Source organism: Streptomyces sp. NPDC059743 (assembly GCF_042732975.1).
Lineage (GTDB): Bacteria > Actinomycetota > Actinomycetes > Streptomycetales > Streptomycetaceae > Streptomyces.
This window is the reverse complement of sequence record NZ_JBHWGS010000013.1, coordinates 26721-39905: the sequence shown is the minus strand read 5'-3', so window position 1 is coordinate 39905 and position 13185 is coordinate 26721. Positions and strand designations below refer to the sequence as shown.

8 protein-coding genes are annotated in these 13185 nt (G+C 70.3%); 6 read left to right on the top strand and 2 right to left on the bottom strand.

Annotation, left to right across the window (positions count from 1 at the left end; genetic code table 11):
• Nucleotides 1-38: 38 nt before the first annotated feature.
• The 5 genes from ACFV6H_RS23125 to ACFV6H_RS23105 all read left to right on the top strand — a co-directional run bounded on the left by ACFV6H_RS23125 (nucleotide 39) and on the right by ACFV6H_RS23105 (nucleotide 9095).
• A complete protein-coding gene (locus tag ACFV6H_RS23125; protein ID WP_385545615.1) occupies nucleotides 39-1730 on the top strand; it encodes a serine/threonine-protein kinase in 1692 nt (563 codons plus the stop codon).
• Nucleotides 1731-1941: 211 nt separating this feature from the next.
• A complete protein-coding gene (locus tag ACFV6H_RS23120) occupies nucleotides 1942-3612 on the top strand; it encodes a protein kinase (RefSeq protein ID WP_385545612.1) in 1671 nt (556 codons plus the stop codon).
• Nucleotides 3613-3740: 128 nt separating this feature from the next.
• Entirely contained in the window at nucleotides 3741-5435 is a 1695-nt protein-coding gene (locus ACFV6H_RS23115; protein ID WP_385545161.1) for a serine/threonine-protein kinase, read from the top strand.
• Nucleotides 5436-5551: 116 nt separating this feature from the next.
• Entirely contained in the window at nucleotides 5552-7198 is a 1647-nt protein-coding gene (locus ACFV6H_RS23110) for a succinic semialdehyde dehydrogenase (protein WP_385545158.1), read from the top strand.
• Nucleotides 7199-7217: 19 nt separating this feature from the next.
• Nucleotides 7218-9095, top strand: a complete 1878-nt coding sequence (locus tag ACFV6H_RS23105; RefSeq protein ID WP_385545155.1) for a GMC oxidoreductase — start codon at nucleotides 7218-7220, stop codon at nucleotides 9093-9095.
• Nucleotides 9096-9222: 127 nt separating this feature from the next.
• Here the strand turns inward: ACFV6H_RS23105 and ACFV6H_RS23100 are convergent, their stop codons facing one another.
• The gene (locus ACFV6H_RS23100; protein ID WP_385545152.1) at nucleotides 9223-10266 is read right to left on the bottom strand and encodes an LAETG motif-containing sortase-dependent surface protein; all 1044 of its coding nucleotides are present in this window, start codon (nucleotides 10264-10266) and stop codon (nucleotides 9223-9225) included.
• 527 nt (nucleotides 10267-10793) lie between these two features.
• On the bottom strand, nucleotides 10794-11132 hold the full coding sequence (locus ACFV6H_RS23095; RefSeq protein WP_385545149.1) for a chorismate mutase: 339 nt from the start codon (nucleotides 11130-11132) through the stop codon (nucleotides 10794-10796).
• A gap of 385 nt (nucleotides 11133-11517) precedes the next feature.
• On the opposite strand from ACFV6H_RS23095, the gene guaA reads away from it, so the two are divergent.
• Entirely contained in the window at nucleotides 11518-13104 is a 1587-nt protein-coding gene (gene guaA / locus ACFV6H_RS23090; RefSeq protein ID WP_093601033.1) for a glutamine-hydrolyzing GMP synthase, read from the top strand.
• Nucleotides 13105-13185 lie beyond the last annotated feature (81 nt).

The following is a 13185-nucleotide window of genomic DNA, read 5'->3' as shown; positions in this document are numbered from 1 at the left end:
CGACCGCTGGTACAGGTACGGGTACGGGTACGGGGCTGGTGCTCGCCGGGCGTTACCGGCTCGGCGAGACCATCGGCGCCGGAGGCATGGGCAAGGTGTGGCGCGCGCATGACGAGGTCCTGCACCGGACCGTCGCCGTCAAGGAGTTGACGGCGGGACGCTATGTCTCCGAGGCCGACCGGGCCGTACTGCACCAGCGCACCCAGAAGGAGGCGCGGGCCGCCGCGCGTATAACCCATCCGGGTGTGGTCATGGTCCACGATGTCCTCGACCACGACGACCGGCCGTGGATCGTCATGCAGTACGTCGACGGCCCTTCGCTCGCCGACACCACGAAGGAATCGGGTCCTGTCCACTTCCGTGAGGCCGCCAGGATCGGGCTGGAGGTGCTGGGCGCGCTCGGTGCCGCCCATGCCGCCGGCGTGCTCCACCGCGATGTGAAGCCGGGCAATGTGCTGCTCGCGCGCGACGGCCGCGTACTGCTCACGGACTTCGGTATCGCGGCGATCGAAGGTGATTCCACCATCACCAGGACCGGTGAACTCATCGGGTCCATCGACTATCTGGCGCCCGAACGGGTACGCGGCAGCGATCCGGGCCCCGCCTCCGACCTCTGGTCGCTGGGCGTCACGCTTTACACGGCCGTCGAGGGCACCTCGCCGTTCCGTCGCTCCTCACCGCTCTCCACCATGCAGGCCGTGGTCACGGACGAGCCGGACCACCCGGGCCAGGCGGGACCGCTGGCACCCGTGATCGCCGCGCTGCTGTGCAAGGACCCGGCGGGACGGCCCGGAGCGGCCGAGACCGAGCGGATGCTGCGCGCGGTGCTGGAGGGACGTCCGTCCGACGAGGCGCAGGCGTACGCGCCGACGCAGGTCATGCCGAACGGCGACCGGTGGTCGGCCACCGCGCCGGTGCCCTCCGTAGCGCCTGCGCCTGTACCCGTACCCACGCCTGTTCCTGGGCCAGTACCGGTATCCGGGCCCGTACCCGCACTCGGGCCCGGCCGCCGTCGCCGCTGGCGTACGACGGCCGTGGCCGTCGTCCTCGCGGCGGTCCTCGGCGGCGGTGCCGGCTACGCCGCTCTCCAGTACGCCGGGAGCGATGACGGCAAGGGCGACGGCTCACAGAGCGCGGGCACCACGGGCGGTCAGCCGACGAGCGGCGGTACGAACGAGAGTGCCGGTACGGACGACGGCAACGGCGCGGGCGGAGACGGCGGCACGGACCAGGGCGGCGGCACGGACGGCGGCGGCTCCGGCTCCATAACCGACGGCTGGCAGCGCGTCGAGGCTCCCGAGGGCTTCAGCCTCAGCGTCCCGCCGGGATGGGAACGCCAGATGGACGGCGACCAGATCGACTTCACTCCCGACAACGGCCGCCATCTCATCCGGATCAGCGTCAGCGCGCCCGAGTTCGAGAATCCGTATCTGCACATGCTGAGCCTGGAGCAGAGTCTTCAGCGGCTGCCGGAGTACGCACGCGTCAAACTGGCCCCCAACACGTTCCGCCGCCAGACGCAAGCGGCTCTCTGGGAATTCACCTGGATCGAGGAAAAGGGCCAGCCGGGCCCGCGGCATGCGATCGACCAGATCTATTTCTCGGCCGACAACAGCACCGAGTACGCGATCTATATGTCCGGTCCTGAGGAAGACTGGGCGACGACGCGCAAGCAGTTCGACGCCGTGCTGCAGAGCTGGCAGCCGCCGCCCGGCGATTCCGGCCAGTGAGCGGAAGGGGACGGTATTGCCCGACGACCGGCAGCCCGCGGACAGCGGTCGGCCCTTGGACAACCGGCGGCCTACGGGCGGTCAGCAGCCTTCGAGCGGTCAGCGGCCCCCGGACGGCACGCCGCCTTCGGAGAGTCAGCAATCTCCGTCCCCAACCTCGTCCCCATCCCCATCCCCATCCCCGTCTCCGCCTCCGTCCCAGGACGCGCGGCTGATCGCCGGGCGTTACCGGCTCGGCACCAGGCTCGGGCGCGGTGGCATGGGCACCGTATGGCGGGCCGACGACGACCTCCTCGGCCGACGCGTCGCGGTGAAGGAACTCCACGCGGCACACGACGGCGAGGGCATCGCGACGCTGCGCGAGGCGCGTGCCGTCGCCCGGGTCAAACATCCTCATGTGGTCGTCGTGCACGATGTCGTGGAGGAGGACGGCCGACCGTACATCGTCATGGAGCTGGTCGAAGGCGGTTCGCTCGCCGACCGGCTGGCCGGCCAGGGCCCGGTCGACCCGCCCGAGGCGGCGCGGATCGGGCTCGCGCTGCTGGGCGCGCTGCGCGCCGCGCATGAGCTCGGGGTGCTGCACCGCGATCTCAAGCCCGCCAATGTGCTGCTGGAGGAGGGCACCGGACGGGTCGTGCTGACGGACTTCGGGATCGCGCGGCTGGTGGGCGCCACGACAATCACCGATCCGGGTTCGTTCGTGGGCTCGCCCGAGTACACCGCTCCCGAGCGGGTACTGGACGGCGATGTGGCCGGTCCGGCATCGGATCTCTGGTCGCTCGGCGCGCTGCTGTGCGCGATGCTGAGCGGTGAATCGCCCTTCCACCGCGACTCGTTGGCCGGAGTGCTGCATGCGGTGGTGCAGGCCGAGATCCGGCCGCCCGCCGCGGCCGGGCCGCTGCTGCCCGTCGTACGAGGGCTGCTGGAGCGCGATCCGGCGAACAGGCTCGACGCGGCGGGCGCGGAACGGCTGCTGCGCGAGTACGTGACCACGGGAGCGCCCGTACCGCCTTTGCCCGTGCCGCCCTTGTCCGTGGCACCTTTGCCCGTAGCGCCCGACCAGTCCTTACCGCGTCCGTCGCTTCCGTCACCGGCCTCGCCCGCGCCGGAGCCCGCTCCCGCGGACTCCGTCGGCCGCCGCAGCCGCCGTACCGTACTCGTCGCGTGCGCGGTGGTCGCCGTGCTCGTCGGCGCGGGCGCCCTGTCCGTGGTCCTGCTCCGGAACGGTACGGGCGAAGGCGACCGTACGGACGGCCGCCCGAGCCGTACGTCCCATGCCGCCACCGACACCGACGCCACTGACACCGACGCGCCCGACGACGGCGATGCCGGCGTCGGCTCCGGGCCCGCGCCCGGCACCACACCTCCGGCGAGTACCGGACGGACGCCCACGGCCTCGGCGGCGCCCGCTCCTCCCGGCTATCACCTCGTCAACGACCCGATGGGCTTCACTCTCGCCGTTCCCGACGGATTCAGCCGCTCCCACGACGACAAACGCGTCTTCTACATGTCGCCCGACGGCGCGTTCCGGATCGGCATCCGCGTCCAGGGCGCGATCCCGGCAGGTCCGGTCGGAGCCATGCGGCTGGCGGACGCCGGCGGCGCGGACACCAATCCCGGGTACCACGACGGCAGTGTCACACCCACCACGCACAATGGATTCCCGGCGGCACTCTGGGAGTTCACCTGGAACGGCTTCTCACGGAAGGAGGGCGAGCGCCACACCTTCGACCTCTGCTGGGACCAGGACGGCCGGATGTACGACGTCTGGGTCTCGGCCCCGCTGGACGGACTCGACACGGCGCGGGCGCACTTCGACACCGCGCTCGACTCCTTCGTACCCGTCCCGGCGCGCACGCCTGTGCCCACTCCCGTGCGCTGACCTCGTACGCCGACAACTCACCACGCCCGCTGTCACATTCACTTCGGCGTTCACTTCCACTGTCACGGCTCTGCATCCGCTCGGCTTTCACGGTGGCGACCGCAACCACTCTTCGTAAGGATGTGCGCATGACCAACGACGGGGGACGGGTGGACGAGCCGACCAGTTATGTACTTCAGCCACCGAATGCGGCACGGGCTGAGGTTCCGCCGCAGGGCGCGCCGTCACAGTCCGCGCCACCGCAGACCGCACCGGTTGGCGGCGTGGCGGGTGGTGCGGCGGGCGGCCCGGTTGGCGATCCGGCCGTCGGGCGGCTGCTCGGCGGGCGTTATCGGCTGGTCTCCCGGCTCGGCCACGGCGGTATGGGTACGGTCTGGCTGGCGCACGACGAGGTCGTGGACCGGGATGTGGCGGTCAAGGAGCCGCGCGTTCCCGACCACTTGAGCGATCGCGACCGGGACCGCGTTTATCTGCGGATGCAACGGGAAGCGCGTTCCGCCGCCAAGATCGACCATCCCTCGGTGGTCACCATGCACGATGTGGTGATCGAGGACGCCAAGCCGTGGATCGTGATGGAGCTGGTGCGCGGTCAGTCGCTCGCCGACCGGCTTCAGGAGGGCACGCTCGATCCGCGCGAGGCCGCCCGTATCGGACTCGCCGTACTCGACGGCCTCACGGCGGCCCATGAGCAGGGCGTGCTGCACCGCGACGTCAAGCCGGACAATGTTCTGCTGGGCCGTGGTGAGCGTGTCGTGCTGAGCGACTTCGGCATCGCCCAGATCGAGGGCGAGCAAGGGCTGACCGAGACCGGCTCGTTCGTCGGCTCGCCCGAATTCATCGCGCCCGAGCGGGTCCTGGGACAGCGGCCGGGACCCGAGTCGGACCTGTGGTCGCTCGGAGTCGTGCTGTACGCGGCGGTCGAGGGCGTGTCTCCGTACCGCCGCTCCAACGTTCCCGCCACGCTCCAGGCCGTACTCTCCGCCGAACCGCAGATGCCCGCCCGGGGATCCGGCGCCTTCGGCACGCTGGTGATGCAGCTTCTGTGCAAGGATCCGGCCGCGCGGCCGGACGCGGCGGAGATACGGGCGGTCCTGGAGTCGGTGGCACGGCCGCCGCAGCCTTCGTTCGCCGCGACACAGCTCTACGGTGGCGCGGGCGCGGGTGGTGGACCCGGTGGTGTGCGGAGGCAGACGGGCGCCGCCGCGTGGGTGCCGCCGGTGCTGTACGGCAGCCGCGCGGCGCGGTACGGGCTCGGCGGCGGAGTGCTCGCCGTGGCGCTCGCGCTGTTTCTGATCCTGGCCGATCCGTTCGGCGGCGGCAAGCTGCCCGAGGGCTGGGGAATCCGTCCGGAGAACGAGATCCTAGCCGCCAAGGTCGGCGTCCCGGACGAGTACAAGCGCACCCAGGACACCAGTGGAACCGGCGTCACCTACCGGGATCCCAGCGGTGTCTTCTCCATCTACGCGGAGCGCGTCCAGCAGCAGCCGGACGACGAGGACATCCTGGCGCCGAGGCCGAGCGTCTGGAAGGCGTACTACGAGCGCGGTGGATCGAACGGCACGGAGATCAAGGACGCCGAGGTCACCAACAAGGACATCGTCCACCAGGGCAAGGAAGGCTTCGAGACGGTCGTCGACTTCACGGCATACGGCGATTCGGACGACGATCCGATCCGCTACCGCTGGCACGAACTCGTCATTCCCGGCGAGAGCAACATCTATCTGCGGCTGCGCGTGGCCATGCCCGCGGAGGGCGCGGCGGTGAAGGACGGCGAGGAGCTGTACGCGAACGTTGTCGACCATCTCGACATCGGGCAGTCGTAGGGCTGTGCGCCGTGGACAGGGCCCTGCCGTAGGTGCGGTGCAGATCGGTGAGCGCCCGGTGAAAAGGTGTTACCGGTGGGTACCCAAAGCCTCGCACGCGGCCTACTCTCGGCCTCATGACGGACTCGCAGGCCTCCGCAGGCACTCCCGGACCCGGCGCCGCTTCCCCTGCTGACGTCGGCACCAATCCAGTGGCCGCCGTCCCGGCCGGTGTGCGCACCGCGGCCGACGTGGTCACGCCCGAGGTGGTCGCCCAGCTCACACACGGTGTCGTCGGTTCCGGCCGTACCGCCAACCGCACGCCCTTCACCGGCGAGAAGCTGGCGGACCTGCCCGAGTCGACTCCCGAGGACGTGGCGACCGTCTTCGAACGGGCCCGTTCCGCCCAGCCCGGCTGGGCCGCACTCCCGGTACGTCGGCGCGCCGCCGTACTGCTCCGCTTCCACGATCTCGTACTGGAGCGCCAGGCCGAGGTGCTCGATCTGATCCAGCTCGAAACCGGCAAGGCGCGGCTGCACGCCCATGAGGAGGTCCAGGCCGTCGCCGTCGCCGCCCGCCACTACGGGCGCGCGGCACGGTCGTATCTGCGGCCGAAGCGCCACATCGGCGCCGTACCGGTCCTCACCAAGGTCATCGAACTGCGCCAGCCGCGCGGTGTCGTCGGCCAGATCGCGCCCTGGAACTATCCCTTCGAGCTGTCCGTCGGCGATGCCCTGCCCGCTTTCGTCGCCGGCAACGCCGTGGTGATGAAGCCCGACACCGGGACCGCGCTCACCGCGCTCTGGGCCCGCGATCTGCTGATCGAGGCCGGACTGCCCGCCGAGGTCTTCCAGGTGGTGCTCGGTGAGGGCCCGGTCGTCGGTCCCGAGGTCGTCAGGCATGCCGACTATGTCTCCTTCACCGGCTCCACCCGTACCGGCCGTGAGGTCGCCAGAGGCGCGGCGGACCGTCTCGTCGGTGTCTCGCTCGAACTGGGCGGCAAGAACGCCATGCTGGTCCTGGAGGACGCGGATGTGGAGAAGGCCGCGGCGGGCGCGGTGCGCGCCTGTTTCTCCTCCGCGGGCCAGCTCTGCATCTCCATCGAGCGGCTGTATGTGCACGAGTCGCTGGCCGACGCGTTTGTCGCGCGGTTCGCCGCCCGTACGAAGGCGATGCGGCTCGGCAACGCGCTCGCCTACGGCGCGGACATGGGCTCCCTGGTGAGCGAGCGCCAGCTCGCCACGGTCACCCGCCATGTCGAGGAGGCCGTGGCCAAGGGCGCCACGGTCGTCGCGGGCGGTGTCGCGCGTCCCGACATCGGCCCGCTCTTCTACGAGCCGACCATCCTCGAAGGCGTCGAGGCGCCGATGGCGGTGTGTACGGAGGAGACGTTCGGCCCGGTCGTGTCCGTCTACCGGTTCGGCGACGAGGACGAGGCGATCCGGCTCGCCAATGCCACGCCGTACGGCCTCAACGCCAGCGTATGGACGAAGGACGCGGGACGCGGACGCGCGGTGGCGGCGCGGCTGCGGACCGGCACGGTCAACATCAACGAGGGATACGCGTCGGCGTACGGCAGTGTGCGGGCGCCGATGGGCGGAATGAAGGACTCCGGGCTCGGGCGGCGGCACGGCGCCGAGGGCATCCTCAAGTACACCGAGGCCCAGACCGTCGCACAGCAGCGGATCCTGCCCATGGCTCCGTCCTTCGGGATGGACGACGAGAAGTACGCGGCCTTCATGAGCCGCAGTCTGCGGGCCATGAAGGCGCTTGGGCTGCGGTAGTTCTCGACGAGGAGTGCCAGTGCCACCTGCCCAGAACAACGCCGAGTACGAGCAGGACGACGACGGGCCCGAGTACGACGACGGGCCAGACTACGACTACGACGTGATCGTGGTCGGCTCCGGTTTCGGCGGCTCGGTCGCCGCGCTGCGGCTGTCCGAGAAGGGATACCGCGTCGGTGTCCTGGAGGCGGGCCGCCGCTTCACCCGCGAGAGCCTCCCGAAGAACTCCTGGGACATCGGGAACTACCTCTGGGCCCCGGCCCTCGGGCTCTACGGTATCCAGCGGGTCCATCTGCTCGGCAATGTGATGGTGCTGGCGGGCGCCGGCGTCGGCGGCGGCTCGCTCAACTACGCCAACACGCTGTACGTACCGCCCGCCGCGTTCTTCGAGGATCCGCAGTGGGCCGCCATCACCGACTGGGAGCAGGAGCTGAGGCCGTACTACGACCAGGCCCGGCGGATGCTCGGCGTACGGCTCAATCCGACCATGACTCCCTCGGACGTCCATCTCAAGGCGGCGGCCGAGGCGATGGGCGTCGGCGGCAGCTTCCATCCGGCGCCGGTCGGTGTCTTCTTCGGGGACGGCGAGGACGCCGACGGTACGGCGAAGGCCGAGCCGGGCGCGGCCGTGGACGATCCGTACTTCGGCGGCGCCGGCCCTTCGCGCAAGGCCTGCACCGAATGCGGCGAGTGCATGACAGGCTGCCGGCAGGGCGCGAAGAACACTCTCAACGAGAACTATCTGTATCTCGCGGAGCGGGCCGGAGCCGTCATCCACCCGATGACCTCGGTGATCGCGGTGGAGGAGGATCCGGCGGGCGGCCACCGCGTCACCACCGTCCCCACGGACGCGCGCCGCAGCGGCGGCCGTCGGAAGGGCCGACGGTACGGCCGACGGAACGACCGTACGCGGACCCTGCGCGCCCGCCAGGTTGTGATCGCGGCCGGTACCTACGGCACCCAGACCTTGCTGCACACGATGAAGGACCAGGGCCTGCTGCCACGCGTCTCCGCGCGGTTGGGCGAGCTGACCCGTACCAACTCCGAGGCGCTGGTGGGCGCGCAGACCGACAACCGGCGTTACCGTGCGCGGCACGGTGCGGCCAGGGCCGACTTCACCCAGGGCGTCGCCATCACGTCCTCGATCCATCCGAACGCTTCGACGCATATCGAGCCGGTGCGTTACGGCAAGGGCTCCAACGCGATGGGCGCGCTCTCCATCCTCCAGGTCCCGCTGAGCGACCGGCGGATACGGGCCTGGCTCGGGAACGCCGCCAGGCATCCGCTGCGGCTGCTCCGTTCGTTCTCGAACCGCCGCTGGTCGGAGCGGACCGTCATCGGTCTGGTCATGCAGTCGCTGGACAACTCGCTGACGACGTACCGCAGACCGGGCGGACCGGGAAAGGGCCTGCTCACCGCGCGCCAGGGACATGGCGCGCCCAATCCGAAGCAGATACCGGAGGCGACTCGGGCCGCGACGCTCATCGCCGAGGAGATCAACGGCTTCGCGGGCAGCAATGTCGGCGAACTGATGGGAACACCGCTGACCGCGCACTTCCTGGGCGGCTGTGTCATCGGCGCGTCGGCGCAGGAGGGCGTGATCGATCCGTACCACCGGCTGTACGGACATCCCGGTATCTCGGTGGTGGACGGCTCGGCGGTCTCGGCGAATTTGGGCGTGAATCCGTCCCTGACGATCACGGCCCAGGCCGAGCGCGCGATGTCCTTCTGGCCGAACAAGGGCGAGCCGGATCCCCGTCCCGAACAGGGCACGGGCACGGCGTACATCCGTCCGGTCCCGGTCGAGCCGGTTTCGCCAGCGGTTCCGGCGGAGGCGTTCGGCGCGCTGAGACTGCCGTTCCTGGGCATACCGACGGTCCCGCCGAAGCAGACCTGAGCCGTACCGCGAGGTCCTCGGCCGTGGACGCCCTCGTCGGCCGTGGACACCGTGGACGGACACGCCAGAGGCGCTGCACCCCCCTCCGAGTGCAGCGCCTCTGGCGTGTATGCGGGCCGTACGCGGATTACGCGGCGGCGCTGCCCTGGCGGCGCCTCAGCGCGAACACCACACCGGCACCGGCGACGATCGCGATACCGCCGGCCATACCGATGACGGGCACCATCGAGGACGAGCCGGTCTCGGCCAGGCTGCCCTGCGGCTTGATCTCGTTGTCACCCGTGGGCTTCGGGAGCGGCTTCTTGCCGCCTTCCTGCGGCTCGGCCTCGTTGGGCTTGCCCGGGTCCGTACCGGCGCCGAGGATCTCGAACTCGTAGAAGGTGTCGCTGTCCTCGATGACGCAGTTGCCTTCGCCGTCCGAGTACAGACCGATGCTGAAGACGACACCGAGCCCGGCCGGGGCCGCCTTGGCCACGCTCAGCCGCAGATCGATGGTGTACGACTGCTTGGCCTTGACCTCGGTGTAGCCGATGTAGCCGTAGTTCTCGTCTTCCTGGTCGAGGGAGATGTCCTCCCACACGCCCGACTCGGGGTCCTTGAACTGGAGCGTCAGATACTGGCCGGTCTCCTCGCCCGTCTCCTCGTCCACGAGCTGACTCGCGAAGGCGCCGAAGTCGACGCGCTTGAAGTCCTCGTCGCTCTTGTTCGTGACGTTGAGCTTGAGGGCGTGGAAGCCGCTGCCCGCGACGATCTTCTCGGGCAGCCCGCTGACGTCGGTCTGAAGGTCCTTGCTGAAGATGACCTCGCCGTTCGCGTCCAGGCAGCCCACCGGGCCCTCGCTCGGCTCGTCGCTCGGGCCGGTGCCGGGAGCCGGCGTAGTGCTGGTCCCGGTCGCGGGCGGCGAGGAAGCCGGCGCGAGGTCCTCCTCCGAGGCGGCCGGGCTCGACGGCGTACCGCTCTCGGCGGTCGGCGGAGTGGCGGGCGTGCTGCTGCTCTCCGATTCCTCCGGAGCGGGAGACGTGGTGGTCTCGGAGGCGCTCGGGGAGGGCGACTCGGTCGTGGTGGTGACCGTGTCGTTGCCGCTCGCGAACGCGGCCGGCGCCGAGAAGAGCGCGGCTGGCGCGATGACGGCGGTCGCGGCTGCGACGGCCATGGCGCGGCGAAGTTTCATGAAGACCTCAGCGAAGTCCGGCGCACCGCGCGGACGCGGTGCGGAGTCGTTGGGCCTTCCCAGATCTGGGGTCATAGGTGAGGCCGGTCATTACGCAAGCAAGACCCATGACATGGGGCGATGGTTGCAGCCGACTTCACAGAATCTTTAAGTGGCCTGCGTCACACGTTCGGGAACGTGTCCTGGTGGACGCGCGTCGCGCGCGGCGGGAGCTTCGGGGGGCGGGGGAGCGGGAAGCGGGGGAGCGGGGAGTCTCGCCGGGGCGGTCGGTCCGGGCGTCCCCGGAACCGACCGCCGTTGGGTGACCGGGCTGCTGTCCCCTGCTTACCGGTCACGAACGCCGGGACGAGGTCCCACGACGTATCTGCGGTACGTCGCACGCCCCGGCGGTGGCCACGTGTGGTTCTCTGCCATCTCTGCGAGCCCGCCCCTGGGTGACACGGACGCCTGGTCCAACGAAGCCTCCGCGGGCCCGGTCACGCGCCGTACGGGTGAGAGCGGTGCCCGAACTCAGATACGGCCATGGCTCAGATTCGGCCTCGGCCCAGCTCCAGCAAGGTCATCGCCAGCGCCGTGCCGGGCTTGCCGAGGGCCTCGCGGTAGCGGCCGAGGATCTCCATCTCGCGGGAGAGATGGACGCGCCGGCCTCCGGAAGTGATCCGGGCGTCCTGGATGGCGGCCGAGACCGCCATCCGTTCCTGGACGAGACCGATGATCCGGTCGTCCAGCGCGTCGATCCGTTCCCGCGCGCCGCCGATCAGCGTGGCGGCCTGCTCCGTACGCGCGCCCGTCCCGGTGCTGGAGGTGCTGGAGGTGGTGGTTGACGTGGTCGAGGAGACAGAGGAGGCGGAGGAGCTGGTGTTCATCTCGGAGTCCTTGTCGGGAGTGCGGTGCGTCCCGGAGGTCGTAAGGCCCCGAACGCGACAGACGCCCCGGGCCTTGTCGGCCCGGGGCGCCTGGGAAGTCGCGTGTCAGTTCAAGCAGCACGACCATGGCAGCCGGACGGGCCGGTGCCATAGGTAAAGACGAAGGTCTGCTGCTCGCGCATGCGGCCAGTATGGCCCCGGAGCCCCCGCCCGGGTCAAAACGGGCCCGGACGGTGACCGGATGGTGAGACGTATCGGCGGCCCGGGCCCCTCGCCATCGGCGGACCGGTCTCCCCGCCGTCGGCGGCCCGGGCCCGTCGTCGCTCCCCGTTAGAATCGAGACAGCCAGCAGATCCCACGCAAGTCACCGCCGGAAGGCCGCCCCGTGCCAGCAGCGCCCACCGCCGCCGCCCCCGATGTCGTCCTCGTCGTCGACTTCGGTGCGCAGTACGCCCAGCTCATCGCCCGACGCGTCCGCGAGGCCCGTGTCTACAGCGAGATCGTCCCGTCCACGATGCCCGTGGCCGAGATGCTGGCGAAGAAGCCCAGGGCGGTCATCCTCTCCGGCGGCCCGTCCTCCGTCTACGCGGAGAACGCTCCGAGCGTCGACAGCGCGCTCTTCGAGGCCGGCGTCCCGGTCTTCGGGATGTGTTACGGCTTCCAGCTCATGGCGACCGCGCTGGGCGGCACCGTCGACAACACGGGCGCGCGTGAGTACGGCCGTACTCCGCTGCATGTCTCCAAGACCGGCTCCACGCTCTTCGAGGGCACACCGGCCGAGCAGGCGGTCTGGATGTCGCACGGCGACGCCTGCTCCGCCGCGCCCGCCGGTTTCACCGTCACCGCATCCACGGATGTCGTGCCCGTAGCGGCCTTCGAGAACGACGAGAAGAGGCTGTACGGAGTCCAGCACCATCCCGAGGTGATGCACTCCACCTATGGCCAGCAGGTCCTGGAGCACTTCCTCTACCGTGGCGCCGGTATCGAGCCGACCTGGACCACCGCCAATGTGCTGGACGAGCAGATCGCCCTCGTCCGTGAGCGGGTCGGCACCAAGCGCGCCATCTGCGGTCTGTCGGGCGGCGTGGACTCGGCCGTGGCCGCCGCGCTGGTCCAGCGGGCCATCGGCTCCCAGCTCACCTGCGTCTATGTCGACCACGGTCTGATGCGCAAGGGCGAGACCGAGCAGGTCGAGAAGGACTTCGTCGCCGCCACGGGCGTACAGCTCAAGGTCGTCGACGCACAGGAGCGCTTCCTCACCGCGCTGGCCGGCGTCTCCGATCCCGAGCAGAAGCGGAAGATCATCGGCCGGGAGTTCATCCGGGTCTTCGAGCAGGCCCAGGCCGAGATCGTCGCCGAGGCGGGCGCGGAGGGCGAGGACGTCGCGTTCCTTGTGCAGGGCACGCTCTACCCGGACGTCGTGGAGTCGGGCGGCGGCACCGGCACCGCCAACATCAAGTCCCACCACAATGTCGGCGGGCTTCCCGACGACATCGAGTTCGAGCTTGTCGAGCCGCTGCGGCAGCTCTTCAAGGACGAGGTCCGGATGGTCGGCCAGGAGCTGGGCCTGCCGGACGAGATCGTCCACCGTCAGCCCTTCCCGGGCCCCGGGCTCGGTATCCGTATCGTCGGCGAGGTCACGCGCGAGCGTCTCGACCTGCTGCGCGAGGCGGACGCGATCGCCCGCGAGGAGCTGACCGCGGCCGGTCTCGACCGTGACATCTGGCAGTGCCCGGTGGTCCTGCTCGCGGATGTACGGTCCGTCGGCGTCCAGGGCGACGGACGGTCCTACGGCCATCCGATCGTGCTGCGTCCCGTCTCGTCCGAGGACGCGATGACCGCGGACTGGACGCGGATGCCGTACGACGTGCTGGCCCGGATCTCCACACGGATCACCAACGAGGTCGCGGATGTGAACCGCGTGGTCCTCGATGTGACGAGCAAGCCGCCGGGCACCATCGAGTGGGAGTGACCGCGGCAGGAGACTGAGCCCGGAGCGGCCGGACGCGCGTCCGGGCCGGTGAGCCGGTGTCGGTGAGTCGACGGGAGTCAA